The 26585-nt window shown below is 32.1% G+C and carries 27 protein-coding genes; 22 read left to right on the forward strand and 5 right to left on the reverse strand.

Features of this window, described 5'->3' with window-relative positions:
- Nucleotides 1-210 precede the first annotated feature (210 nt).
- The 4 genes from aroQ (at nt 211) to N4A57_RS13250 (ending at nt 3786) form a co-directional block, all read left to right on the forward strand.
- Nucleotides 211-645 (forward strand): type II 3-dehydroquinate dehydratase, encoded by a 435-nt coding sequence (gene aroQ / locus N4A57_RS13235; protein ID WP_293658466.1) that lies wholly within the window; start codon nt 211-213, stop codon nt 643-645.
- A gap of 173 nt (nt 646-818) precedes the next feature.
- Entirely contained in the window at nt 819-2165 is a 1347-nt protein-coding gene (locus N4A57_RS13240; RefSeq protein WP_293658467.1) for a TIGR00366 family protein, read from the forward strand.
- Nucleotides 2166-2260: 95 nt separating this feature from the next.
- Nucleotides 2261-2713, forward strand: coding sequence for a spore coat protein (locus tag N4A57_RS13245; RefSeq protein ID WP_293658468.1), 453 nt, complete (start codon nt 2261-2263; stop codon nt 2711-2713).
- A gap of 350 nt (nt 2714-3063) precedes the next feature.
- A complete protein-coding gene (locus N4A57_RS13250) occupies nt 3064-3786 on the forward strand; it encodes a hypothetical protein (protein ID WP_293658469.1) in 723 nt (240 codons plus the stop codon).
- A gap of 48 nt (nt 3787-3834) precedes the next feature.
- Here N4A57_RS13250 and N4A57_RS13255 read toward each other — a convergent pair whose 3' ends face one another.
- Nucleotides 3835-4557 (reverse strand): lysophospholipid acyltransferase family protein, encoded by a 723-nt coding sequence (locus tag N4A57_RS13255; protein WP_293658470.1) that lies wholly within the window; start codon nt 4555-4557, stop codon nt 3835-3837.
- A gap of 266 nt (nt 4558-4823) precedes the next feature.
- Between N4A57_RS13255 and N4A57_RS13260 the strand changes: the two genes are divergently transcribed.
- The 4 genes from N4A57_RS13260 to N4A57_RS13275 all read left to right on the forward strand — a co-directional run bounded on the left by N4A57_RS13260 (nt 4824) and on the right by N4A57_RS13275 (nt 10821).
- The gene (locus tag N4A57_RS13260; protein ID WP_293658471.1) at nt 4824-5771 is read left to right on the forward strand and encodes a calcium/sodium antiporter; all 948 of its coding nucleotides are present in this window, start codon (nt 4824-4826) and stop codon (nt 5769-5771) included.
- Nucleotides 5772-6230: 459 nt separating this feature from the next.
- Entirely contained in the window at nt 6231-8153 is a 1923-nt protein-coding gene (locus N4A57_RS13265; RefSeq protein WP_330671518.1) for a PrkA family serine protein kinase, read from the forward strand.
- 100 nt (nt 8154-8253) lie between these two features.
- A complete protein-coding gene (yhbH, locus tag N4A57_RS13270; RefSeq protein ID WP_293658472.1) occupies nt 8254-9429 on the forward strand; it encodes a sporulation protein YhbH in 1176 nt (391 codons plus the stop codon).
- 12 nt (nt 9430-9441) lie between these two features.
- Nucleotides 9442-10821: a SpoVR family protein gene (locus N4A57_RS13275; RefSeq protein ID WP_293658473.1), complete on the forward strand. Its 1380-nt coding sequence runs from the start codon at nt 9442-9444 to the stop codon at nt 10819-10821.
- A gap of 253 nt (nt 10822-11074) precedes the next feature.
- Here the strand turns inward: N4A57_RS13275 and N4A57_RS13280 are convergent, their stop codons facing one another.
- The 4 genes from N4A57_RS13280 to N4A57_RS13295 form a co-directional block, all read right to left on the reverse strand.
- Nucleotides 11075-11323, reverse strand: a complete 249-nt coding sequence (locus N4A57_RS13280) for a hypothetical protein (RefSeq protein ID WP_293658474.1) — start codon at nt 11321-11323, stop codon at nt 11075-11077.
- Between the two features lie 332 nt (nt 11324-11655).
- Nucleotides 11656-11862 (reverse strand): helix-turn-helix domain-containing protein, encoded by a 207-nt coding sequence (locus N4A57_RS13285; RefSeq protein ID WP_293658475.1) that lies wholly within the window; start codon nt 11860-11862, stop codon nt 11656-11658.
- Between the two features lie 22 nt (nt 11863-11884).
- Nucleotides 11885-12031 carry a YvrJ family protein gene (locus tag N4A57_RS13290; protein WP_293658476.1) on the reverse strand — a complete coding sequence of 49 codons (147 nt, stop codon included), beginning with the start codon at nt 12029-12031 and terminating at the stop codon, nt 11885-11887.
- Nucleotides 12032-12478 (reverse strand): hypothetical protein, encoded by a 447-nt coding sequence (locus N4A57_RS13295; RefSeq protein ID WP_293658477.1) that lies wholly within the window; start codon nt 12476-12478, stop codon nt 12032-12034.
- A gap of 306 nt (nt 12479-12784) precedes the next feature.
- Between N4A57_RS13295 and N4A57_RS13300 the strand changes: the two genes are divergently transcribed.
- From N4A57_RS13300 to rpsR, 14 genes are all read left to right on the forward strand, one after another.
- Nucleotides 12785-13375, forward strand: coding sequence for an N-acetylmuramoyl-L-alanine amidase (locus N4A57_RS13300; RefSeq protein ID WP_293658478.1), 591 nt, complete (start codon nt 12785-12787; stop codon nt 13373-13375).
- Between the two features lie 283 nt (nt 13376-13658).
- Nucleotides 13659-14582, forward strand: a complete 924-nt coding sequence (locus N4A57_RS13305) for a phosphodiester glycosidase family protein (RefSeq protein WP_293658479.1) — start codon at nt 13659-13661, stop codon at nt 14580-14582.
- Between the two features lie 30 nt (nt 14583-14612).
- The gene (locus N4A57_RS13310) at nt 14613-17945 is read left to right on the forward strand and encodes a peptidoglycan-binding domain-containing protein (RefSeq protein WP_293658480.1); all 3333 of its coding nucleotides are present in this window, start codon (nt 14613-14615) and stop codon (nt 17943-17945) included.
- A gap of 831 nt (nt 17946-18776) precedes the next feature.
- Nucleotides 18777-19802 carry a YkvI family membrane protein gene (locus tag N4A57_RS13315; RefSeq protein WP_293658481.1) on the forward strand — a complete coding sequence of 342 codons (1026 nt, stop codon included), beginning with the start codon at nt 18777-18779 and terminating at the stop codon, nt 19800-19802.
- A 104-nt stretch (nt 19803-19906) separates the two neighbouring features.
- Nucleotides 19907-21022: a SpoIIE family protein phosphatase gene (locus N4A57_RS13320; RefSeq protein WP_293658482.1), complete on the forward strand. Its 1116-nt coding sequence runs from the start codon at nt 19907-19909 to the stop codon at nt 21020-21022.
- 13 nt (nt 21023-21035) lie between these two features.
- Nucleotides 21036-22193: a DUF5711 family protein gene (locus N4A57_RS13325; RefSeq protein WP_293658483.1), complete on the forward strand. Its 1158-nt coding sequence runs from the start codon at nt 21036-21038 to the stop codon at nt 22191-22193.
- A 9-nt stretch (nt 22194-22202) separates the two neighbouring features.
- Nucleotides 22203-22799 (forward strand): CvpA family protein, encoded by a 597-nt coding sequence (locus N4A57_RS13330; RefSeq protein ID WP_293658484.1) that lies wholly within the window; start codon nt 22203-22205, stop codon nt 22797-22799.
- Nucleotides 22783-23370, forward strand: a complete 588-nt coding sequence (yedF, locus tag N4A57_RS13335; protein ID WP_293658485.1) for a sulfurtransferase-like selenium metabolism protein YedF — start codon at nt 22783-22785, stop codon at nt 23368-23370. Before N4A57_RS13330 ends, yedF begins: the two co-directional genes overlap by 17 nt.
- 264 nt (nt 23371-23634) lie before the next feature.
- The gene (locus N4A57_RS13340) at nt 23635-23898 is read left to right on the forward strand and encodes a DUF3343 domain-containing protein (protein WP_293658486.1); all 264 of its coding nucleotides are present in this window, start codon (nt 23635-23637) and stop codon (nt 23896-23898) included.
- A gap of 11 nt (nt 23899-23909) precedes the next feature.
- On the forward strand, nt 23910-24731 hold the full coding sequence (locus N4A57_RS13345) for a mechanosensitive ion channel family protein (RefSeq protein ID WP_293658487.1): 822 nt from the start codon (nt 23910-23912) through the stop codon (nt 24729-24731).
- Nucleotides 24732-24751: 20 nt separating this feature from the next.
- A complete protein-coding gene (locus tag N4A57_RS13350) occupies nt 24752-24946 on the forward strand; it encodes a DUF951 domain-containing protein (protein WP_293658488.1) in 195 nt (64 codons plus the stop codon).
- A gap of 380 nt (nt 24947-25326) precedes the next feature.
- Nucleotides 25327-25614: a 30S ribosomal protein S6 gene (rpsF, locus tag N4A57_RS13355; protein WP_095134600.1), complete on the forward strand. Its 288-nt coding sequence runs from the start codon at nt 25327-25329 to the stop codon at nt 25612-25614.
- An 18-nt stretch (nt 25615-25632) separates the two neighbouring features.
- Complete coding sequence (locus tag N4A57_RS13360; protein WP_293658489.1) at nt 25633-26058, forward strand: single-stranded DNA-binding protein; 426 nt, start codon at nt 25633-25635, stop codon at nt 26056-26058.
- Between the two features lie 21 nt (nt 26059-26079).
- Nucleotides 26080-26307 (forward strand): 30S ribosomal protein S18, encoded by a 228-nt coding sequence (rpsR, locus tag N4A57_RS13365; RefSeq protein WP_330671519.1) that lies wholly within the window; start codon nt 26080-26082, stop codon nt 26305-26307.
- Nucleotides 26308-26585: the final 278 nt, after the last annotated feature.

Genomic DNA, 26585 nt, shown 5'->3' on the forward strand with positions numbered 1-26585 from the left:
GGAAAATATATTGAAAATCTTTTCCACCCAAGTCCTTGTCACAAGCGAAAGTGTGAATCTTCGTATATAGGTTCATGAGTCATGTTGGAGTAGCATAGGATGTTGTGACGTTCCAGGGTTCCAAAGATTTTCAATATATTTTCCCTTATAGGCAAGTTATTGTATATTGTAGACATAGAGTTTTTTTATAGGTGAAGAGGAGGATTTAGTGTGAATGTATTAGTAATCCATGGGCCTAATTTAAATATGTTAGGAATAAGGGAAAAGAGTGTATATGGAGAAAAGAGTTTTGAAGATATAAATGAGTTAATAATGGAAGAAGGAAAAAAATTAAATATGAATATAGAAATATATCAATCAAATATAGAAGGAGAAATAATAAATAAAATCCATGGAGCTTATGGAAGGGTAGAGGCCATTATTATAAATCCGGCTGCTTTTACTCACTATAGTTATGCCATAAGGGATGCCATAAGTTCTGTTAATATACCTACAATAGAAGTTCATCTATCTAATATACATAAGAGGGAAGAGTTTAGAACTAAATCTGTAACAGCCCCCGTTTGTATAGGTCAAATAAGTGGCTTTGGATATAACTCATACTTATTAGCTATTCAGAGTCTAAAAATGACGAAAAATAGCTAAAAAGGTTGAAAAATACACAATTCCTAAAAATGCGAATTAATTACGAATTAATAGTAAATGGAAGGAAAACATTGTTAAATGAATAAAACTGACCTAAACCTATTCTTGTCTAAAGAATAGGTTTTTAATTATAATAGGGGGCGAGAAATACTATATTATTTGGGGGTGGGGTAATGTTTAAAAAATTGACAAAATTTTGTGTAGGTCTAGTTCAAAGGTATTTACCAGATCCATTCTTGTTTGCTGTAATACTTACTTTATTAGTATTAGGATTGGGTATGGTTACTACAGATCAAGGATTTATGCCTATGATAAATCATTGGAGTAATGGATTTTGGAAATTGTTAGCATTTTCAATGCAAATGTCACTAGTATTAGTAACAGGACATACATTGGCTAATGCACCATTAATTAAAAAAGGACTTAAAAGTTTAGCTAGAGTAGCTAAAACACCAACACAGGCTATTATGGCTGTTACTTTTGTATCAACTATAGCATGTTGGATAAACTGGGGATTCGGATTAGTTGTAGGGGCTTTATACGCTAGACAATTAGCAAGGGAAGTAAAGGGTGTAGATTATAGACTTTTAATAGCTTCAGCTTATTCTGGTTTCTTAGTATGGCATTCTGGTATATCAGGATCTGTACCACTTAAACTAGCAACAGGAGGAGCTGATCTAGCTAAAGTAACTAATGGAGCTGTTACAGAAGCAGTAGCCACATCACAAACTATATTTTCAAGCTTTAACTTAGTTATATTTGGATTAATACTTTTTACTATGCCCCTTGTAAATAAGGCAATGCATCCTAGTAAAGATGAGGTAATAGCCATTGATCCTAAGTTATTAGAGGAAGAAGAAGCGGCAACAATGGAAAAAGATATGACACCAGCAGACAAAATGGAAAACTCTCCTATACTATCTGTACTAATAGGTCTTATGGGTATGAGCTATGTGGTATATTACTTTGGTACTAATGGATTTAAACTAAACTTAAATATAGTTAACTTCCTGTTCTTGTTTGTAGGTATCCTATTACACGGAACACCAAGAAGATTCTTAGATGCAGTTACTAATGGAGCTAAGGGTACAGCAGGTATAATACTTCAATTCCCATTTTATGCAGGTATTATGGGAATGATGGTAGGAGCTAGTGCTGAAGGAGTATCCTTTGCGGGAGTTATATCTAATTGGTTTGTAAACATATCTACTGCAACAACTTTCCCACTATTTACTTTCTTAAGTGCAGGTATAGTTAATTTCTTTGTACCTTCTGGTGGAGGACAATGGGCAGTTCAGGCGCCTATTATGATGCCAGCGGGAGCAGCCCTTGGAGTAGACACTGCAAAAACAGCCATGGCCATAGCATGGGGAGATGCATGGACTAACATGATTCAACCATTTTGGGCCTTACCAGCACTAGGAATAGCAGGACTTGGTGCTAGAGACATAATGGGATTTTGTATAATAGATTTAATATATACGGGATTAATAATAGCGGTAGGATTGATGTTCTTATAATAAGTACATAATAATACTATGTTTCACGTGAAACATAGTATTATTATGTATAAATTTTTAATAGAATAGAAAACTAAAAGTAGGAGGTGTTTTTTATGGAATTAACCATGAAAGAAAAATTACTTTTAGAAGATCAAAGGGAGCATGAACTTGTATGTGTGAAAAAATATACAGAGTATAGTAAAAGAGCTGATGATCCTGTACTAAAAAACATATTTCAGGATCATGCCAGTGTTGAGCAAGAGCATTATGATACTTTAACTAAAATACTAAATGGTCAAGTGCCACCTATGGCACAGGGGCAAGAGGAAGATAATAAATATCAATTTAAAGGCATAAATACAACTGGAACAGATAATGACAAGTATTTATGTGAAAATATATTAGTGGCAGAAAAGTATGTTTCATCTAATTATGATACGGCCATATTTGAGTGCAGAGATCATAACATAAGACAAATATTAAATCATATTCAAAAGGAAGAACAGGAACACGGAGAGCATGTATATAATTATATGCAGAGTAGAGGCATGTATAGTATTCAATAAAAAAATATAGAATTAGAATAGGGTTTTTGTTATATAAAACTCTATTTTTTTATCCATATATAGATTTCTGGTGTATAAACTTGCTTTATGTGGGCCTATTTCAGGAAAATATATTGAAAATCTTTTCCACTCAAGTCCTTGTCACAAGCGAAAGTGTGAATCTCCGTAGATAGGTTCATGAGTCATGTTCAAGGAGCATAGGATGTTGTGACGTTCCAGGGTTCCAAAGATTTTCAATATATTTTCCCCAATAGGCAAGTTACTGTATAAAGAAATCTTAATGTTACGAAATCTATAGTATCAAAAGTAGCATGTGTTACCGTATTATATTACAAAGGAGGAATATTAAATTGATAGGACCCATTGCTACAGGATTATTTCAAGGATTAGCTGCTGAAACTTTTATAAGTAACTATAGAAAAAGCAACAAGGGAAGGCAGATTCAAAGAAGATGGCATAAAGTCTTTCATAATATTAACGGTCAGTCATTAGGGTTAAATAGAAAAGTGGTACAACATATTGGTGCCAGTAGTTCTGTAAAAAGATATTTTTATAAAACCTTTGAACCAATGGAGGATATAGTAACCACAAGGGACTTGTCCATGGCAGTAGGATTAGAACTTTCTGATAGGAACATAAGGATGAAACCCAAAGAGGTGAGACAATTATCTAAGACCATAAGAAATGAATGGATAAAGATATTAATATCTACCCAAATTATTCAAGATGCCATGTCAGTTTTAGATAAAAATCTTAAGGATCACTTAAAAGATGATGACCACAAGGATGAGATAGAGGAAACTATAGGAGATAAAATAAAATTAAGAGAAGCATATTTTAAAACTTATAATGAAGAAACTGAAGATGACATAGTGAGGGTAGGATATAATCCATTTAAAAGGGATATAGATACTAATAGATTTAAAACTGAAATAAAGACTAATAAATTTTCTGGATTTGAAATGGGGTTTTATAGAAAGGGATATGAATATACTTTAATAAGTGATGAAGAAGAAAGAAAATTTCATGGTGTTAACAGAAAATATACAAGGGAATATATATATTTTAATTAAAAAATCTTAAGAACTTTACTTGTTTGTTCTTAAGATTTTTTAATATGCCTAATTAGACAATAAATTTTTCCTAACGGTTCCTTCAACCTTATCATTTAAAAGGGCATCTTCTTCTTTTGTAATATTATCAGTAAATATAGGATCACAAAAGGTTACTTTAACCTTTGCAGGAGTGATTTTTTTACCATTGTTAGCCTCAAAAACTTTATAAGTTCCATCTATACATACGGGAACTATAGGAACTTTGGCTTTTGTGGCAAGCTTTAAACTTCCCTTTTTGAAATCCTTCATATCAGAAGATTTACTTCTAGTACCCTCTGGAAAGATTACTAAAGAATGGCCTTCTTTTAAAAGTGCAATACCATCTTTAATTGCTTGGAGGGATTGTCTTTTATTACCCCTATCTATAAATATACATCTTGTAAGCTCCATCCATTTTCCAAATATGGGAATTGTACCTAATTCTTTTTTTGCAATGAAACTTGCAGGTTTATCAATAAGAGAAAATAATACGGGAATATCAAAATAACCCTGGTGATTAGATACAAATACAACAGGACCATCTGGTATATTTTCTAAGCCTATAGCTTCTATTTCAACACCACTAGATTGTATAATTTGTTTTGCCCATTTATTAGTAGTTATACTTATTAAATCAGCTGATTCTTTGATGTTACCTTCCTTTTGAAGTCTTTCTAATTTCATCTTTCTAGGAGTTAAAAGAGCTAAATCCCAAATAAATTTAGAAGCCACATAAAATGTTCTAAACATGATCATCCTCCTTTGTTATTAACATAATAACATAAATAATAAGGCATATTCAAAAAATAAATTAGTCATTTCACTGGTTATTCCAATTATTTTCTTCGTTATGGAATCGCTTACATATGTCTAATATGCTCCCTCACCATGCCTTGAAAATAATCCAAATTCCTCAGAGAACTGACTAATTTATTTCTTTCATAAGCCTAATAGAATAAAAATCCATCCATTGATAAAAACTAGATTAAGTAGAACATGAGAAAGGGAGATTGTATATGCATTATATATTATTAGTATTAGGATTTCTTTTATTAATAAAGGGAGCAGATTTTTTTGTAGATGGTGCATCTAGTATAGCTAAACTATTAAGGGTTCCTCCTGTGTTAATAGGACTTACCATAGTGGCCTTTGGAACCAGTTCTCCAGAAGGGGCCGTTAGTATTAGGGCTGCCATAAGTGGAAATAATGGTCTATCTTTAGGTAATATTATAGGAAGTAATATGTTTAACATGTCCTTAGTAATAGGCATAGCTGCAATCATAATACCACTTAAAGTAGAAATACAGACTATTAAAAAGGAGATTCCCTTTACCTTGTTAGCTGCCATAGTTCTTGAAATACTAATGAGTGATGTATTTTTGAATAAAGAAGGTAATAATGTATTATCTAGGACAGATGGGATGATCCTTTTATGTTTCTTCATAATATTCATGTATTATTTATTTGAAGTGGCTATGAAAAGCAGGGAAAATTATGAGGAAGAATTTCATGAAGTTAGCAAAGGAAAGAGTATAATATATACTATAGGTGGATTAATAAGTATATTAGTTGGAGGGGACCTAGTAGTAAAGAGTAGCACTAAAATAGCTATAGCTTTTGGTCTCAGCGAGACCCTAGTGGCCATAACCATAGTATCCCTAGGAACTTCCCTACCAGAGCTTATTACATGTGTTACTGCTGCTAGGAAGGGATATAGTGACATGGCCGTTGGAAACATAGTAGGTAGTAATATATTTAATAGTTTATTTGTACTAGGCACATCAGCTACCATAAGTCCATTAACTGTGGAAAGTGGATTAAATGTAGATGTGGCATTTATGGTTGTATACACTTTCTTATTACTAGTATTTTCCATATTACATTATAAAATTGTAAGATGGGAAGGGGCCCTATTAGTTTTATCTTATGGGGGATATATAGTGTATGTTTTAGGAAATAAATAAAAGTCAATTCATAATGAATGGGCTTTTTTTCGTTGCTATGGATTTCGTATTTATAAACCAGCTTTATGTGAGCCTATTTTAGGAAAATATATTGAAAATCTTTTCCACCCAAGTCCTTGTCACAAGCGAAAATGTGAATCTTCGTATATAGGTTCATGACTCATGTTGGAGTATCATAGGATGTTGTGACGTTCCTCAATTTCAAAAATTTTCAATATATTTTCCCTTATAGGCAAGTTACTATATAAAGAAATTTTAGTGTTACGAAATCTATATTTTATAAAGATATATTTGTCTAACATAAATGGGACAAGACATTTTTAATATTATTGTTTTAAAAAAGAAAGAAATCACATACATATTATTACAAGTAAGATTATTTAGATTAAAAAAATACATTTTTGTGTGTAATTTAGGTTAAGTTTGTTTTTTAAAAAAGGGGGGGGGATTCTAAATATTATGATGGAATTTTCAGAGATTATTAAAAAAGATAGAGAGGAAAGAAGAAAACAACGTTTTAAAGGTACATTCTTGGATTATCTTGAAATATTAAAAGAAAGTCCATCCATGTGTATGTTAGCACACCAAAGGATGTATGAACGAATCATAGAAAAGGGAGTAGAAGTAATAAATACAGAAGAAAATCCTAGATTGAGAAGAATTTATGGTAATGACATTATTAAAAAGTACGATTTTTTTAAAGATGATTTTTTTGGTATTGATAAAAGTTTGATGAAAATTGTGAGATATTTTAAGACAGCGGCTATGAAAGGTGAAGAATCACGGCAAGTTCTTTATCTTGTGGGACCTGTAGGAGCAGGAAAATCTTCCTTGATGGAGGCTCTAAAGAGGGTCCTTGAGATGGGTTCTCCTGTATATGCAATTAAGGGATGTCCCATGAGGGAAGAACCTCTTCACTTAGTACCAAAGCATCTTAGAAAACAGTTTGAAGATTTATTAAATATAAAGATTGAAGGAGACTTATGTCCTAGTTGTAGATATAAGTTAATAAATGAATATAATGGAGAATTTGAAAGAGTGCCTGTAGAAACAGTGGACTTTAGTATTAGAGCACGAAAAGGGGTAGGGGTAGTTCCACCAGTTGATCCCAATAATCAAGATACGTCTGTCTTAATAGGATCTGTAGACATATCAAAACTAGATTTATATGCTGAAGATGACCCAAGGGTATTGTCTTTAAATGGAGCATTTAATGTGGGTAATAGAGGAATTGTAGAATTTATAGAAGTATTTAAAAATGAGGTTGAGTATCTTCATGCAATGATCACTGCAACACAAGAAAAAAGTATACCATCTCCTGGTAAAGGGCCTATGATATATTTTGATGGCATTATTTTGGCCCATTCAAATGAGGCTGAGTGGAATAAGTTCAAAGCAGATCATACTAATGAAGCCATATTAGATAGAATTGTTAAGATAGAGATGCCCTATTGCCTTGAATTGAATGAGGAAGTAAAGATTTATAATAAGATTTTGAAAAAGAGTAAGTTCAGGGCCCATATTGCACCCCACACTATTGAAGTAGCTTCCATGTTTGCTATTTTAACGAGACTTGCTCCTTCAACAAAGGTTGATACCCTTACAAAATTAAAAATTTATAATGGTGAAGAAATTGTAGAAAAGGGAACTACAAAAAAGGTAGACATATTAGAACTACGAGAAGAGGCACAAAGGGAAGGTATGACAGGAATATCTACAAGATTTATTATGAAAGCAATAGATACGGCAATGGCAGAGGCAGAACATGATTGTATTCATCCTATTGCAGTCCTTGAAGTATTAGTTAAATCAGTAAAAGAGTCATCAATTAGTAATGAAGAAAAGAAAAAATATCTAAACTTCATACAAAATATTATTAAAAAGGAATATCATAAAATATTAGAAAAGGAAGTAACAAAGGCATTTATCCATGGATATAACGAGCAGGCAGAGGATTTATTTAATAATTATTTAGATCATGCTGAAGCTTATGTTAATAAGACAAAAATTAAAGATAAGAGTACGGGTGAAGAATTAGAACCAGATGAAAATTTCTTAAGATCCGTTGAAGAACAAATTAATATTACTAAGAGTGCAGCTAAAGGATTTAGGCAAGATATCACATCCTATATGTTCTATCTCATGCGTAGTGGTGGCAAAATTGATTATACATGTTATGAACCTTTAAAGGAAGCAATTGAGAAGAAATTAACCACATCTGTAAGGGAATTAAGTAGAGTTATTACCCGTACTAAAGTTAGGGATAAGGAACAGAACAAGAAGTATGATGCCATGGTAGAAGAAATGAAAAGAAATGGATATTGTGATCAATGTTGTAATGTAATCCTTAAGTATGCTGCAAATAATTTATGGAAAGATTAATTGATTAGATTAAAAATTAAGAATGAATAATAAAATTATTCATTCTTAATTATTCATTTCTCCACAAAATCTAGATTGACTTTTATATGGAGGTGAGGATTTGGCTATATTTAGAGAGTTTGACAGCAGAGGCCGGGATCGGGCAGCAGAAGATACAAGAAGACATAGAAAATTAGTAGAGGATTCTATAAAGAAGAATATAAGAGATATTATTGCTGAAGAGAGTATTATTGGACAGAGCAAGGATAAAAAGGTAAAAATTCCTATAAAGGGAATTAAGGAATATCAGTTTATATATGGAAAAAATAAAAAGGGGACCGGTTCTGGAACGGGAAATGAAAAAAGGGGAGATAAAATAGGTAGTGATCAGATGGAGAAAGGTAAAGAACAAGCTGGAAATACAGAGGGTGAAGATATTTATGAAACAGAGATCACCATTGAAGAGTTGATACAATATTTATTTGATGATTTAAATTTACCTTTTATGGAAAGAAAGAAGTTTAGTGAAATTGAATCGGAAAAAAATTTTAAAAGATTAGGCTATCAGAGAAAGGGAATTCCACCTAGACTTGCCAAGAAAAGATCAGTGATAGAGAAAATAAAGAGAAAAAAAGTTTATGAAAGGGGAAAGGATAAAGAACTCTATGATCTTGAAGGAGAAAAGAAAAGATTTCCATTTAAAGAAGATGATTTAAGGTATTATCGTGTAAGGGAAGATGTTAGAAGGGAAAGTAATGCAGTAGTGATTTGTATCATGGATACATCAGGTTCCATGACCCTTACAAAAAAATATTTGGCTCGAAGCTTTTATTTTCTTTTATATCAGTTTGTTAAATTAAAGTATGTTAATGTGGAAATTGTATTTGTATCCCATACTACTGTGGGAAAAGAAGTAAGTGAAAATGACTTTTTCCATAAGGGAGAATCAGGAGGTACCTATATTAGCAGTGGATATAATAAGGCTTTGGAGATCATTGAAAAGAGATATAATCCTGAAGTGTGGAATATATATGCATTTCACTGTAGCGATGGAGACAATTGGTCAGAGGACAATAAAAAAGCTGTGGAGGCAGCAAAGAAATTGTGTGAAACCTGTAATCTTTTTGGATATGGAGAGATTAAGACAGGATATTATACACGAACTAGTACTATTAAATCTGAATTTAATGGAAAAGTGAAATATCCAAACTTCTCCGTTGTGACCATGTCAAGAAAGGAGGATATTGTTCCTGCTCTCAGAAGACTGTTGGACAAAGAAGAAGGGCTTAAGGAATGATAAATTTTGCTTATGAGGGAATATACAGTTAAAGAGTTGGAAAAGTGGAATCATAAAATAGAAGAAATAGTGAAGGAAGAGGGATTAGACTATTATCCTCAAGAGTTTGAAATATGTAGCTATGAAGATATGATTTGTTATGAAGCTTATGTGGGAATGCCTTCTCACTATGCCCATTGGAGTTATGGGAAGGCCTATGAGAGGAAAAAAAGCCTATATAAGTATAATGTACAAGGATTGGCCTATGAAATGGTTATTAATTCTAATCCATGTATTGCTTATTTGATGAGGGACAATACACTTCTTTTACAGATACTTACCATAGCCCATGTGTATGGACATAATGACTTTTTTAAAAATAATAGGCTCTTTAAAGAAGGAACTCGAGCAGATAATACTATTAATATGTTTAAAAACCATGCAGATCGTATCAGAAGCTACATACAAGACCCTAGTATTGGATATGAGGGAGTAGAACGTGTACTAGATGCTGGTCATGCATTGAGATTTCAAACCTCAAGGGTAATAGGGGATAAAAAACTCTCCAATGAGGAGATGAAGAAAAAAATCCTTGAAAATTATTATTCAGAAATAAAAATAACAAGTCCCTTAGATGAAAAAAAACATATTCCTTTCCCTAATCTAGAAAAAATTCCTTTAGAGCCTACTGAAGATATTATAGGATTTATAATAGAATATGGGAAATTAGAGGAGTGGGAAAGGGACATATTAAATATTGTAAAGGAGGAGACTGAGTATTTTATCCCTCAGATAGAAACGAAAATTATGAATGAGGGGTGGGCCAGTTATTGGCACTATACTATTTTAAATAAGTTAAAATTACCTCAAGGCCTCCATATGGAATTTCTAAATCGTCATAATCAGGTAATAAGACCTTTCCTAGGTCAAATTAACCCTTATTATATGGGATTTAAAATTTTTAATGATATTGAAAAGAAATATGGTAAAGATAAGATATTTGAAGTTCGTAAAATGGAAAGGGACAATTCATTTATTAGAAGATACCTTACAAAGGAACTTTCTAGGGAAATGAATCTTTTCCAGTATAAAAAGAAAAACAAAGATTATGAGATAGAAGAAATAGCAGATGAAGAGGGTTGGAAAGAAATAAGAAATACATTGGCAAATAGAACAGGAGTAGGATCCATTCCACTTATTAAGGTCATAGAGATATCTCCAAAGGACCATACTCTTTTATTAGAACATGAATATGATGGCAGAGAATTGGAGTTAACATATGCCTATGAAACATTAAGATATATTACAACCCTTTGGGGAGGTAAAGTAGAATTAAAAACTACTATTGAGAACTCTAAGAGACGTATCTTATGTGATGAGAAGAAAAATGTATCTTTAAAAAGACATCAGTGAAGCAGGGGATTTTTTCCTGCTTTATTTTTTCATATGCCTAAAATGTAGTTTAAATAGATTATAATATAATCAAAGCATTGAAAATAAGATAGGAGAAGAATTGATGATTTTAATAATATTATTACTTTTTTATTATTTGCATATAATACATTCTGATATTAAAGAGGTTAAGGAAATTTTAAAAAAAGAAAAATAGATCTTAAATCATGACTACTTGTCAAACGGTGGTGTGAGAGGTTGGTAGATAAAATAATTATTTACCTCCTACTCGATTTTCATCTAAGGCGTTTTCTATTTTTTCTAGAACTCTTAAAACTTCTTTCTTGAATTGTTTATCTTCTTCTTTATCATTTATCATTTTATTTAATAGTTTTTCCGTGTTATTAACAAATTTGTCATTAACCATTTTTGTTATTTTCTTTTGTCTTTCCATGTGAATATAAGCGAATAATAAAGCTACTGCCAATCCGCTAAATAATGCAATATCTATAAGATCAGACATAGATATATCACACCTCCTTATATTATTTATTTTGAAAGAACATTGTTAAGTATGTACATGAAAAATGGTGGGAAAAACTTTATAAAAATCCCTACGGCAATGAGTGCTACTATTATAGTCCCAAAATTTATATTTCTTCTCATATCTTTACCCCCATAACTTTTAAAATATAACAGAAACATATTATGTCTAAATTATATATTATGTGGCACTAAAAACAAATAAAATAAAAAGGTGATTATTAAAATTACCTTCTATCCGTGTAGTTTAAATGATTTTAGTTGTTTTAGTGAGAGCAACACAATTTAGATTGTGTTGCGTTGGTTCTGAACTTAACTTGCAATTTTATATTCAAATTTGTTAAGGCATTTCCATAATTTAATATTCATCTCTTGGTAAGCATCGTCATCAAATTTTCCATTCACATGGCTATACTTCTTAACATATGATTCAAAATATCTCATTAATTTATCTAAATCCCCTGCATTACCTTTTTTAGCGCTCAAATGTAAAAATCTCAAATCTAAATTATCCCCCATAATGTCACCTTCTTTTTAGTTATTATTTAAGTTTTGAAAATACTTCTGCCATATGTAACAAGGTTCCATTTAATTGATCTAGTCGTTTTTCAATTCGAATCAATAAGTATCCGGCTACTGCTATTGGAAACCCTGTCTCACTTATAATTTCAATGAAATTATCCTCCATTTATCTCACCTCAATTTCCATATGTTTTTTTATTTTTCTTAAAGCTTGTCCCCTAACTTTGCTTATATACTGCTTTGAAACCTTCATTTCATGAGCTATTTCTGGTCCAGTTTTACACTCTACAAAAAGCTTAGACAATAAACAACGTTCTTTATTAGTCAATAATTTTATAGCTTCTAATAAATTTTCATTACCTATGTAATCTTCTATATCTAAACTTTTACTACAAATTTCTTCTGTTATATCTATACATACCGTATCCACAATTGTATTAACCCTTGATGTATCGTCTCCAGCAGATATAGGCTTATCTAATATTGTTTTTTCTCTATCTTTTTCTTTATTGTATTTTCTATAAAATTCTTTTTTTCCTAAACTAAGTGTTTTTATTACATACCTTTCTAGTGATTGTTCAAAGCTTTGAAAGTCTTGATTTTGATTAAGCATTCCTATTCCCCCTTTGCACAGCTAGTTGTAAGATTATACCATTTGAAAAACGCTTTGTCGAACATAAGTTCGAGTGAAAATGTTAAAAAAATAGATTTTGGAAGAATATCCTAAAATATTCTTCCAAAAACTCTCTTTCTTGTCTCACTCAATATATATATATGGAACAAGTTTTTTAAAAGTAAACCAAAATGAAAAAAACTTTAAATTTATTTCTCAGTTTACTTTTAAAAGCATTATTCCATATATAAAATGCAGACGTAATTAACAGGAAATCTTATAAAAAAATAGATAGAGTGATGCGAAATGAAAATCATTGAAACTAATTTAAAATTTAAAAGTCTTAACCCACTACTAAAACCTTCCATAATAGTAATTCATCATGCTGCATATAGTAGTTGCACAGTTGAAGATGTACATAATTGGCACTTACAAAATGGCTGGAGTGGATTTGGATACCACTTTTTTATCACAAAAGATGGGGAAATATATAGGGGTAGGCCTGAAAATACAATGGGAGCTCACTGTAAAGACTATAATAAAGCTTCTTTGGGAATATGCTTACAAGGTAACTATGATAAAAAAATAGAATCATACATTCAAATATTAGCTCTTATTAAATTGTGCTATTACTTACATAAAAAATATGAAATACGAGTTGTCAAAGGGCATAAAGAATTGAAGTCTACTAATTGTCCAGGGGTGAAATTTCCTTTAGATAAAGTAAAAGAAAAAATCCTTCAACTTATAAATTTCGTTGATACTTATACTGTTAAATCTGGAGATACTTTGTACTCTATAGCAAAATCATTTAACATTACAGTTCATGATCTAATGAAGCTAAATGGTTTAAAAGATGATCTGATTTATCCAAATCAAGTACTTAGAATTATGTGATAAAAAGCTGGTAGCGGATTTTAAGCTATCAGCTTTTTAACTTTAAAAAAATATTTAACTTTGGTTTACTTTCTTTGAAGTCACTCCATATATAAAAAGTGTAAGGCGCACAACGAACTGGCCAGTGAGAAGTAGTCTTATAAAAACTATGGACTAAACTTTCTTTTAATGAAAGTAAGGCAAACAGTATTTGAGGAGTTTAACGGACTAGTGGGGAGTCATTTGATTTACCCAAATCAAATATTGAGAATCATGTAGAACAGTAGGATGGGAGAGCATTATTATGGCATATTTAAAATTATCAAACCCAACAACAAATTCATGTGATTTTGAAGTGCAGTTAAGTAATCCATTTAATGCAACTTATTATAGGGGATTAAGGATTACAGGGACAAACTATGGAAGCCCTACATCAAATGTAGGTTCATATGTAGAGCATAGGTCAGCAGGCGGTTCATCTTCTAAGTATGTTGTAGGGATAGTAAACGATGGAATGAATGTAGGAAGAACATATACATTATATGCGTACGTACAACAAGCTGCTGCACCTTATACTTGGTGGTTAGCAGGTTCAGCTACTATAACTATGAGGAAATCAGAAGTTGAGTATGAAAAAATAGCTTCAACCCATGTGGTGCGATTGGACCCAAAAGATTTAAGAATTTCACATCAAAATAAAAGAGGTAGTGAAATAGCTCTTTATAATTTTGTTACAGCAGGTTATCAGTGGACAGCAAAAGAAATGCCCTTAAGTATTGCAGTATCAGAAGGAAAGGTTTTAGTTAATAGACAGCCACATTATGGAGCTAATGGGTATCTGCCCGCAGGAACATTGATAGTTTATAACGATGGCAGTGTAGATGTGAAGCCAGTAGCAGATATAACAAAAGAAAAAGATGTTTATTTTGCCGTAGGTGGATGCACTATAATGCCTAACATCAGAATGGAAGAAGAGGGTTTTAAGGGGATGTATTCAGATATAGGAAGAAAGGCAAATAGACCTGTGATTGGATACAATCCAAAAACCAATAAAGTAATTATTGCTGTTAGGCCAGATTCTGACATAGCAAGAGGCCAAAAGACTTTAATAAATCTAGGTTGCACAAAAGGAATCACCCTAGATGGTGGTGGAAGCGCCATGCTTAAAGTTGATGGAAAATACAAAATGAGTACAAGTAGAAAGTTAGTTAACGTTATAACATGGTAAATAAAATTTTAAGAAAAGGAGAGAAATAAAATGGCATATTTAAGATTATCAAATCCAACAACAAATTCATGTAGTTATAAGGTGCAATTAGGTAATGATTTCACTCTAAAATACTATGATGAATTGAGAATTACAGGTACGGATTATGGAAAGAGCACGAATAACGTTCGTGGATGGGTAGCGCAAAGTTGGGCAGCGCCTACTGATATAGGAGCATCTAATGTTGTTACAGGAAGAGTAACTGAGGGAATGAGTGCAGGAAGAACATATACATTATATGCTTATGCTCTAGCTAAGAATGGAACATGGTATTTAGCAGGAACAGATACCATTACTATGAAAGGAGGTGGATCTACAACAGTAAGTCCGCCAACAAATGTAAGCGTATCTGTAAATGGTAAAAAAATAAGAATCAGATTTACAAAAGGAACAAATGCTGATGTTACTTTACTGGGAGATTCTGGAAAGAAAGTGCTAGGAGGAGTTAGGTCAAGTTCACTTGAGCTTACTGCATCTGGATATGATTCAACTTTTAGTTTTTACTTAAAAAGTAGGGCATCGGATGGAACTGAAAGTGGATGGACGCAAAAATATACAACAAGAACTGGTCCTGCGCCAGCTAAAGAAATACAAAATGATGTAGTATACAATGAAACTGTAGCGGCAGGTGAAAGAGGAAAATGGTATAAGATTAAGTTCACTCAAAGTGGAAAGGCTAATTTTTGGATAAACTCAGCAGGGTTAGGTAGTGATTTAGACTTGCATGTTTACAATGGGCATGGGGCAGATAATACAGAGCTAGGAAAATCTACATATAGTCCTGGAAATGGAGCTCCAGATGATGCTGTTAAAGGGTTAGATGTAGTTGCAGGAGTATATTACTATGTGTTTGTAAAAGATTATGGTGCTGGAGTTTGTAATTTCCAAATAAAAGCTAAGAATTATCCTTCAAAAGTTGGGTCAATACATCCGCCAACTAACATAAAAACAGAAGTAAATGGAAAAAAGATAAAAATAACATTTACAAAAGGAGCAAATGCTTACACCACTGTTTTAGGAGGCGCAAACAAGAGTGTGTTAGGGGAAACTTCATCAAATTCCTTCCAATTAACTGCATCTGGATATGATGGAACTTTTGACATTTATTTAAAAAGTAAATCATCAGGTGGACAAGAAAGTGCATGGTCACAAAAATATGCAGTAAGAGTGGGCCCTGCGCCAGCTACGGCTATTCCAGAAGGTAGAGATTATTCTGACAATATGAGTGCGTCTGAAAATGGAAAATGGTATAAGGTTAAATTTGCTAAAAATGGTAAGGCTAATTTCTGGATAAATTCAGCAGGGCTAAATAAGGATATAGATCTACATGTTTATGATGGACATGGTAGGAATAATGTAGTGTTAGGAAAATCCCAAAATAATCCTGGACCTGGACAACCAGATGATATTGTTAGGGGAATAGACGTAACGGCTGGAAAAGAGTACTATATATTTGTTCATAATTATAAAGATTATGCTGGTGCATTTAAAGTAAAAGCGCAGAATTACCCACAAGGATCAGTGACAGTGCATCCACCAACGAATATAAAGATAGCGGTAAATGGTAAAAAAGCAAGAATAACGTTTACAAAAGGACAAAATGCTTATACAACTATAATGGGAGATTCTAGAAAAACTGGAGGAAAGAGCACTACAGGAAACTATTTTGAATTAGATATGCCTGCTTATGATACAGGTTACCCTGTTCACTTTAAAAGTAAATCCGAATCTGGATATGAAAGTGCATGGACAAAAGAGTATAAAATATCAACTGGCCCTTCACCAGCGATATCTCTTGAAGAAGGCAAGGATCTTCTGAATCAAGTTATAGCGGTAGGTGAAAGCGGAAAATGGTATAAGGTTGTATTTGCCAAAAATGGTAAAGCTAATTTCTGGATAAATTCATCAGGGTTAAGTAACAATATAGATTTATTTGTTTGTGAAACACATGGCGCAGACGCAGTGAGTGCAAGGATGTCATCTATGAATAAGCCTGGAGAAGGGGATGATATAGTTAGGCAAGTAGATGTAACGGCTGGAGTAGATTACTATGCCTTTGTTAGGAATACTGGTCGTGGAGCTTGTACTTTTAATATAAAAGCACAGAATTATCCTCAAGCACCAGTAGTGGAAGTAGGGGTTCCGATAATTATAGGAAAGCCTGAAATGATTAGCTACGAAAAGAAAGTGATTGTAAATGTGAAATTTAAGCCAGGTAAAAACAATACTGGTATTGCCGTTAAAAATCTTAATACAAATAAATTCGTTGCATGGCCTAATCCTGAAGCAGGTAAAGTAGAATTACAGGTTGGAAGTCATAATACTAAATATAGATATGGATTTTATGGAAAAAATGGAGAAACGTTAAGTAAACAGGGTGCGCTTGTGGAATTTACAACACCTGTTAAGCCTGTGGTGCCAAAGCCAGGCTTAACAAAGGGAGATGAAGGACCAGAGGTAAGAGGAGTACAAGAATTGTTGCATACTTTGGGACGCTTGTCTAAAATAACAGGGATATTTGATTCGGACACTCATAGGGCAGTTGTTGAATTCCAAAAGGATTTAGGATTGCATCCAGATGGCATTGTTGATAAGGATTTAGAAGGAAAGCTTGCAAAGAGTGCTCGTCAAGTAAAACAAGCTATACCTCATTTGGTTGTAAAGGAAGAGCCATTTAAAAGTTTTAACGTTGCAGCACCTATGATAATGGATAAAAGGCAACACCTATGGACGAAAGTTATTGCTAATGGTTCTATAATTATTCATGGGCAATATTCTATGTTTCCTGTTTTGGAGCCAAGCAAATATGTCAGTTATGATATAAAGGGCTCTGATAATGCAGCTGCAACATTGTATGCAGGTGCTGAGAAGGAATTTAGTGCTGATTTAAACGTGAATAATATTACGAAGCTGAAATTAAAAAAAGCATTGGACACTATAGGTTATAAAGTGGGATCAATAGGAGGTGGTGATGTAAGAGTTAAGCTACCAATTGGTAGAAATATCTCGCCTTATTCATTCACTTTCATTTTGGAATACTGCAAGACTATTGCAGGTCATAATGTTTACCTGAGTCTTGAGGTAAGCTTAAAAAGAGATCCTAATAGATGGAAAGCGGGAGAGGCTTATGCAGCCAATGTATCTGCTGGATTAGGTTGGCTTAACGCCACTACGAGTACTATGTTATTATGCCTTGCAGGTGTAGGAATAATTGCAATATTAGGTAGTGCAGGAGCAGCTGCAGCTCCTGTTGGCGCTAAAGTAATTGAGTTAGTGCCTGAAGCAAAACGATATTTAGATGCAGCGGATAAAGCGGCTGCTTAATGTTATTTGGTTTGTGAGTAAAAATAAAAGCTTTCTTTCTTTGTGGTACGAGATGCCTTGACAAGGAAAGAAGGCTTTTATTTTAATTCAAATGTTCTAGTATTAAAGAAATGTAACCGAATGCTATGAAGGCTGTAATAAACATCATAAGAGGGGCTGATTTTGGATTATAGTCTTTTCGCGGAAACCCAAAAAAAATCATAAACACTGCATTCATAAAGTATGCATTCAAAGGAGTAGATACAATCTCTTGTCCGCCGCTTGGGCCTCTGTACGCTATGTATGGACTAACTCGTCCTTTGGTAGCAAAGTAAAAATAAGTTACAAAGCAAAATAAAATAAAGTTAAATACACTGAATTTGGTTTTACTTATCATTTATTGTTTTTCACCTCGCTTATGTTGTAGTCTCTTTTCGTTTGCTATCTACGCTATAGTTACCAGCGGCAACAGTAGATTAGCGAATTTTGATTATCCATATTATACCACATACAATTCCATAATGTATAATTCTATAGAACCAAATACTTAAAGAATGTAACAAAATCTAATATGAGTATTATAAATCTAAAGGCCCTGTGTATATGCATAGGCTTCATTATTTTAGAAACAGATATGTATTCTATATTACAGTTTTCACATAAATCGTAGCCGTATGCCTATTACGACTTTTAATATAGCAATAGTAACGCTAGTAACATTTTAGAAATTGACTTTGCCCCTTATGGAATCTTCTCTAATACTACCTCTTAAATAAGGTCATAGGCTTTATCATAGGACAAGCCATATAAAACATAAACTATGGTAGGATAAAGTCTAAGGCGGTGTTAGAGGTGAAAAATGTATTAAAGATAATATGTGTTTATGTGGGCACTGTAATTGGGGCGGGTTTTGCTTCAGGGCAAGAAATGATGACCTTTTTTAGTAGGTATAGGGAAAAGGGTTTAATAGGTATATATATAAGTGTTATATTTTTTATAGTAATAAGTTCTTATGTGCTAAATTATGTGTATACCTATAATATTTACTCCTATGAAAAATGGTTAGAAAGAATAGTGGGTAGATCCTTATGTAAAGTATTAAACTCTATGATAATATTGTTTTTATTTTCAATTTATTGTGTCATGTTAGCTGGAACAGGATCATTAATCCAAAGTTTTTTTGGTTGTAGACCCCTAGTGGGAGCTTCTATCATGAGTATTTTTTTATTTATTATTTTTATATATAGCCTAGAAGGATTAGGTACGGTTAATATGATTATAGTACCAATTATATTTATGGGAATGTTAATTTTAGGAATAAAGGCTATTGGAGTGAAGGCTGTTGTAAATATACCTGATAATATAAATATGACAGGGAATTACTTAGTATCTAGTATTTTATATGTAAGTTATAATTCCATAGGATTTTTAGCCATATTATTTTCCATGAGACCCTTTATGAAAAAAAGATATGAAGGAATATTAGGAGCCTTAGGAGGGTCTTTGGTTTTGGGAGTAATGATGTTAATAATACATAAAACTACTAATATGAATTATGTACAACTAAAGGGTAGCCAAATCCCCATGTTAGAAGTGGGAAAATCATTAGGACTTGAATTCTATACCATGTATGGATTAATTTTGTTGGGAGCCATGTTTACTACAGCTGCTGCAAATGGGTATATAGTATTAGATCATATGAAAAAGAAAATAAAATTAAACCATATACTTTTAAGTGGAGTCTTTTGCATTATAACCATACCCTTATCAAATTTTGGATTTAAAAGATTAGTAAGTATTTTATATCCTATCTTTGGGTATGTGGGACTTTTTACTATAATATGGATTTTATATAGGAAAATTAGGGTTTTATTGTAGTATAATGATTGTAGAATATATGTAGTTGTTTAATGAATTCATGAAGGATTAAAGATTTATGAAGAAAACTATTTAAATATAAATAAACTCTAAGGAGATTAGATATGCACAAAAAATATAAGAGAAGACTAAAAACACAACAGGAATTTTATAATGATATATTGTCTAATATGACAGATTGGGTAAGGGTTGTGGACAAGGAAAATAAGGTATTATTCATAAACGAGCCCATGAAAAAGAGTTTAGGTGATATTGTAGGTAAAGAATGTTATAGGGCACTTAATAAAACTAACCCATGCAAAAATTGTATATCTAGGATGGGTATTTGTAAAGGAAATTCATTTACAAAAGAAGAAATTGTAGATGGAAAGATTTATTCTGTGGTGAGCTCCCCTGTTTGGGATGAAGAAAAGAAGAACTATTGTGCCGTTGAAGTATTTAGAGATGTGACAGAACAAAAGAAGATGGAAGACTTAATAATAAGCCAAAATCAAAAAATGAAAAAGGATTTAGAATTTGCAAAGAGATTGCAACTTAGGATTCTTCCTATTGATGGACAATACAATGGTTTAAAAATAGCTTCTAAATATACCCCCTCAGAACAATTAGGTGGAGATTTATATGATGTGGTAGAAATAGATGAAGAAAATACAGGTATATACATTGCAGATGTATCTGGTCATGGAGTTACATCTTCCATGATGACCATGTTTATAAAACAAACTATCAAAAATTTGTGCGAAAATGCTGTAGATCCAGCATATACCCTTAAAAATTTATATGGACAATATCAAGAACTTGGAATTGATTCAGCTTATTATGTAACTATCTTTTATGGTGTTTATAATAAGAAAAATAAGACTTTCAAATATGCTAATGCAGGACATAATTGTTTGCCTGTTTTAATTAGGGAAGATGAAATTCGTGAACTAGAGATTGGTGGAATACCAATCTGTAGGCTGTTTGAAGACGTGGATTATGAACAGGGGATAGTAGACCTAAAAAAGGGAGATAAAATCCTGTTGTACACAGATGGCATATCAGAGGCTGTTCATCCTAAAAAAGGTTTTTTTAATAGTGAGGGAGTATTAGAAACCTGTGAAGAAAATAGAAATAAAAATGTAACTATTTTAGTGTACAAGCTTCTTAGAAAGGTGAAAGAATACGCTAATAACGAGATAAAAGATGATATTGCCATGATAGCAATGGAAGTATTATGATTAGGAGGATTTTATGGCTAGAAAATCACTTAGGTTAAGTATAACTATTTTCATTTTAGCAACTATACTTACATCTTTATTTTATAAAGGAGCCAATTTCATATTAGGAAGTACGAAAAAGCCTTTTAATTTAGATTTAATATACACATTTGAACATGAAAATACAACTAACATGGTGAAACCCTTTAAAAACAATATAGTAATATATGAAAACAATTATATAAAAGTATATACAAAAGAGGGACAGATAATATGTAATATCCTAGCCCAATATAAAAAGCCATTCATACTCACGTCTAACAATATATTTTTTACGGGGGACAAGGAGACTGGATATATTAGTGCAAAGGATGAAAAGGGAAATGTTGTCTGGGATTATGAAGTAAAAGAGGAAATAAAATATATAACTAATGATAGTACAGGAAATATAGCTTTCATTACAGAATCGGAAAATAAATCTAATATAAAAGTATTAAACGAACTAGGAAAGGTAAAAGGAACATTTTCCATAAATAAAAGTTCTGTAATAGATATGGCCTTGTCTGAAGGTGGAGAAAAAGTAGCCCTATCTTTATTAGAAATTGGTAACTCCATGAAATCTTCAACAGCATTATATTGGACAAAAGGAGGTCTTATAGGTGGACAGACCTATAAGGATGAAATAATACCAAATATATTCTTTATGGAAGACGATACATTAATAAGTATAGGGGATAGGCATGTGGCAGCATTTCAAAAAAGTGGCCTCCTTTGGAAAAAATCTATAGATGGAACTTTAAAAAGAGTAGCATTTAATAAAAAAGGCCAGATTGCATTGAATATAACTAGGGAAAAAAAGGCCATAATAGATACAAAAAGGCAAAACTTTATACTAGTTATAGACAAGGATAATGGAGAACAAATTATTAGTGGAGTAAATGGTAAAGTGATAGATATGAATTTCATAGATGAGAATCTTTTCTTTTGTACAGACAGAACCTTATTTTTTGTCCAAGGGGATACTATGAATAAAAATAAGTTGATGGGTAATGAAACTATAGATCAAAATCAATTGAAAGAAAAGAAAATAAATAATGATATTAAATTTATAAAGAAATTAGATGATACCTATGTGTTATTAGGTTTAAAAGATAAAACGAGAGTATATAGCATAAAGTATGACCCAAAGTAGGAGGTTAAAATGAGCTTAGTAGATTCGTGTGTATTAATAGTATGTGGACTTAGTACCCTAATGGGATATTTAAGTGGCCTTATAAAATCATTTTTTAGTATAGCTAGCTATTTCATAGGGGCATATGTGGCAAAAACATATTATAAAAGCCTAGCTTTATATATAGTAGAAAATACATCCATAGGGGAGAGTATAAACAATTTAGTTTCTAATAGTATAGTGAACAGTGCAGTGCCTGTCATGGGAAATCCTTTGACTAATAATGTCATGTTTACTACTATGACTCTGTCCATTGTGAATATTATAAGTATAATCTTAGTATTCATCATAGTAAAAATAATTTTATCTATAGGATGTACCCTGTTAAATGGCATATGTTCATTACCCATATTAAATGGATTAAATCGTTTAGGTGGAGGAGCCTTTGGTTTTGTGAGGGGTATCCTAATAATTTTTATAATTTTTGCGTTAATTGTACCATTTAACTTAAACAAAAATGGTAAAATAGAAAATGAAATAAACAAATCGAAATTTGGAAAAATATTATATATTAATAATCCAATTATAAAAATTGTAGAGGGGGATTTTTATGAATCAGGAAATTGATGCAAGAGGACTACAATGTCCAAAACCAGTTATAGAAACTAAAAAGGTATTAGATGAATTACAAGATGGAAGTATAATAACCATAGTAGACAATGAAGTTGCCATGAAAAATGTAAGTAAATTAGCTCAGAGTATGGCCTATAATGTGGAGGTAAAACAAATAGAAAGTGATTATCACATAAACATATATAAGGGTAGTATGGAACCTGTTATGACTATAAGTAAAAATACTAATAATGAAACAGTAATCCTTATAGGTAATGAGACCTTAGGACAGGGAGCTGAAGAATTAGGTAAAATACTTATGAAGGGATATATATACACTATTACGGAATATGATCCTTATCCTAAATCCATACTATTTATTAATAGTGGAGTAAAACTTACTATAGAAGGTTCTGAAGTTATAGATTACTTAAGAGCTTTAGAAAAGGAAGGTGTGGAAATACTTTCTTGTGGAACTTGTCTAGATTATTATAAAATCAAGGATAAGTTAGCCGTAGGTGGAGTAACTAATATGTATACTATAGTAGATACACTACATAGTGCAAAGAATAAGGTTACGTTGTAGATTTCGTATTTATAAACCAGCTTTATTTGTGCCTATTTCAAGAAAATATATTGAAAATCTTTTCCACCCAAGTCCTTGTCACAAGCCAAAGTGTGAATCTTCGTAGATAGGTTCATGAGTCATGTTAGAATAGCATAGGATGTTGTGACGTTCCAGGGTTCCAAAAATTTTCAATATATTTTCCCTTATAGGCAAGTTACTATATAAACAAATCTTAGTGTTACGAAATCTATATAAGCCTATTAATTGAAAAAGGAGATGCAAATGTTAGATAAAGAATTTTATGTATTAGCTTTTGATTCAACCCATTATGCCATAGACACAGAAAAAAAATTGAAGGAACATTTGGAAATAGAAACTATACCTACTCCAAGGGAAATCAGTACAAGTTGTGGCCTTTCTATTAAGTTTAGAGTGGAACTTTTAGATAGGGTTACAGAATTAGTTAAAGAAGATTTAAATAATATGAAGCTATATAGAATTGTAAGAGAAGGTATGAAAAAGAATGTTTATCCTATGAGTATATAGGTAGGCCTATTATGAATATTTTATATAAGATATACAATGATCTTAGGCTATCTATACCAAATTTGATTCAAATAGGAGCATTACTTACAGTAACCATAATAGCTGTGAAAATAAGCACTGCTTTAATAAACAAGTTTTTTGAAAATAAATCTAGATTAAAAATTATAGGGGAAGAAAAACGATTAAATACCATAAAGAGTATAATGGTGAGTATAGTAAAATATACCATATACTTTATAGGATTAACCCCAATACTTGGAATTTTTGAAATCAATATAGGATCCCTAATAGCAGCAGCTGGAGTAGGAGGCCTAGCTATTGGTTTTGGAGCTCAAAGTTTGATTAAGGATATAATAACAGGTTTTTTCATCTTATTAGAAAATCAGTTTCAAGTGGGAGACCATGTGGTTGTAGATAATTTATCTGGAATAGTAGAAGAAATGACCCTAAGAGTAACTATATTGAGGGATTTTAATGGGGATATGCACATAATTCCTAATGGTACTATTAACAGACTTACAAATAAATGTAGGGGATCTATGAGGGCCTGGATTGAAGTGGGAGTGGCCTATGAAGAAAATATAGACCATGTAATAGATAGGCTTAACCATTTATTTGATACAATAGAAAATGAAAATATAATAGGAAAAGCCCAGACACTAGGCGTAACTAATTTTGGGTCAAGTGAAGTAACTATAGGCATAATAGCTAGATGTAAACCTCTTAATCAGTGGCATGTGGAAAGATTCTTAAGAAAAGAAATAAAAAATATGTTTGATAAAGAGGGAATAGAAATTCCTTATGAAAAGAGAGTTATAATAAAAGAAAAATAAGTGAAGAAGGGATGATACTTATGGCCATGCAATTATATGTGGGTGATATAATTCAAGTTAAAAAGCAACATCCTTGTGGAAGCAATGAATTTGAAATTATGAGAACTGGAATGGATTTTAGAATCAAATGCTTAGGTTGCGAAAAACAATTGTGGATTGATAGACCCAAACTTGAAAAGCGAATTAAAAAAATTGTTAAGAGAGAAGAAGTATAGATTTTTTGATTATAAACTTACTTTATGCGGGCCTACTTCAGGAAACTATTGAAAATCTTTTCCACCCAAGTCCTTGTCACAAGCGAAAGTGTGAATCTTCGTATATAAGTTCACGTGTCATGTTGGAGTAGCATAGGATGTTGTGACGTTCCAGGGTTCCAAAGATTTTCAATAGTTTCCCTTATAGGCAAGTTACTGTATAAAGAAAACTTAGTGTTACGAAATCTATAGTAGAGTAATTAGAAAAGGCAAATTATAAAAATTATTCAGAAATACCTTGCATAATGTATATATGAATGTTATAATTCTAAGATGTGAGAAATTTTCTCTCTGCTCTTTTGTTAGAAAGAGCCGAACAAGACCATAGGGAGGTGTAAATAATGAGAAAGTACGAAACTATGTTTATTTTAAAAACTGGACTTGAGCAAGAAGTAAAAGAAAAGTTAATGAACAAGTTCAAGGGAATCATCGAAGCTGATGGTGAAATTGAAAAGATTGATGAGTGGGGTAACAGAAAGTTAGCTTATGAAATCGATAAGAACGTAGAAGGATACTATGTAGTTATAAACTTTAAAGCTGCTACAGATGTTCCTAAGGAGTTAGACAGAAACTTCAAGATTGCTGATCAAGTTATGAGAAGCATTATCGTAAATGTAGACGAAAAGTAATAAAAGGGTGGTATTTAAATGAATAGTGTAGTTTTAGTCGGGAATCTCGCAAGAGATCCAGAACTTAGATTTACTGCAGGATCAGGAAAAGCCGTAGCCACCTTTAGTTTAGCAGTAAATAGACCTTTTGCTAAGGAAGGTCAACAAAGTGCTGATTTTCTTAGAATTGTAGTTTTTGGTAAATCTGCTGAAAACTGTGCTAATTACCTTTCTAAAGGTTCAAAGGTAGCAATTCAAGGAAGAATACAAACAGGTAGTTATGAAACTTCAACGGGAGAGAGAAGATACACTACAGACATTGTGGCTGAGAGGGTAGAATTCTTAAACCGTGCTAATAGAGACAATCAAGGTGGATTTGGACAAGATAACTTCAATGGAGGGTTTAACGATAATCCAGAAGGATTCCAAGCCCTTGATGATGACGATGACGATATTCCATTCTAAGATAAGGGAGGGAAATTGAAAATGATGAAAAAAAGACGTGGACGTAAGAAAAAAGTATGTTCTTTCTGTGTAGAGAAAGCAACTACTATAGATTACAAAGACACTAAAAAATTAGGTAAATACGTTACTGAAAGAGGTAAGATTTTACCTAGAAGAATTTCAGGAACTTGCGCTACTCACCAAAGAGCGTTAACTACTGCAATTAAGAAATCTAGAACTATGGCATTATTACCATACTCTGCAGAGTAATAATATATGTTATATAAAGGATGTTGTGAGATTTTGTCTCATCACATCCTTTTTTTATTGTATAAAACTTGGTAAAGGATTAATAATTGTAGTATTATATAATAAGGTAGTTAATAGAGATTATATATAGATTTATTATTTATAAACCAGCTTTATGTGTGCCTATTTCAGGAAAATATATTGAAAATTTTTTCCACCCAAGTCCTTGTCACAAGCAAAAGTGTGAATCTTCGTAGATAGGTTCATGAGTCATGTTTAGATAGCATAGGATGTTGTGA

The sequence above is a fragment of the Anaeromicrobium sp. genome (assembly GCF_025210435.1).
Taxonomy (GTDB): Bacteria; Bacillota; Clostridia; order Peptostreptococcales; family Thermotaleaceae; genus Anaeromicrobium.